The organism is Caballeronia sp. INML2 (genome assembly GCF_023631365.1).
Classification (GTDB): Bacteria; Pseudomonadota; Gammaproteobacteria; order Burkholderiales; family Burkholderiaceae; genus Caballeronia; species Caballeronia turbans.
Genome location: NZ_JALQDH010000201.1, coordinates 1 through 836, shown reverse-complemented (window position 1 = coordinate 836; position 836 = coordinate 1). Strand labels below are relative to the sequence as shown.

1 protein-coding gene is annotated in these 836 nt (G+C 56.0%); it reads left to right on the top strand.

The window, feature by feature from the left end; genetic code table 11:
- Window positions 1-108: 108 nt before the first annotated feature.
- The coding region (locus NCT32_RS37805) for an AMP-binding protein (RefSeq protein ID WP_143756474.1) at window positions 109-836 on the top strand (728 nt) is incomplete at its 3' end.

The window sequence follows — 836 nt, the reverse complement described above, 5'->3', positions numbered from 1 at the left end:
GGTGTCGCCGCGCGGCGCCTACATTACAGGCGCTGCCATTCAGGTTGACGGCGGTCTGCTTCGCGGCGTCCGCTAGATCGTCCAGTCATTGCGGCAAAGGAGCCGACCATGAGAGTTCAGCCGGAGCGCCAAGTTGCGCAGCATTTACAGGATCTTTATCGTCGCAATGGTTGGTGGAGGGACGTGACATTTAGCGAGATACTGAAGGAGCGCGTCGACGAGATGCCCGATCGCATTGCGTTCAAAGATGACCGCCGTTCGGTGACTTACGGGCAGCTGTGGTCCGAAGTGCGGCGGTTTGCGGAACTGCTGCGCCGCCAAGGGATTGGTCGTGGCGATGTCGTAACACTACAAGTGCCGAACCGCGTCGAATTTCCCGTCGTGTTCTTCGCACTCGAACTGATAGGGGCGATTGCGAATAAGATCAGTCCCGATCTCCGCGCGGAGGAATTGCGCTACATTCTCGATTTTTCTGAGTCTAAGGCCTACGTGTGCGCGCTTCAGTTCAAGGGATTCAATTACATTGACATGTTTCGCGACGTGCGCTGCAGGCTGTCTGCCCCTGTCTTGGCCGTTTGCGTGGATCCCGTTCCAGCCGATGACGTCGTCTCTTTCGCGCAGACACTTTCCGTCTTGCCTGAGATTCGCGACGAGCATCGGGTGCACATGGACCCTGACGAGATCATGCGAATGTGCTTTACATCTGGAACAACTGGTAACCCGAAGGGTGTACTGCATAGTTTTAACACTACACTGTGCGCTGCAGCTTTTTTGAATCGCGACATGCGGGTTACTAAGGACGACGTGTTCCTGGCGTATTTGCCGGTAGCGCTGAA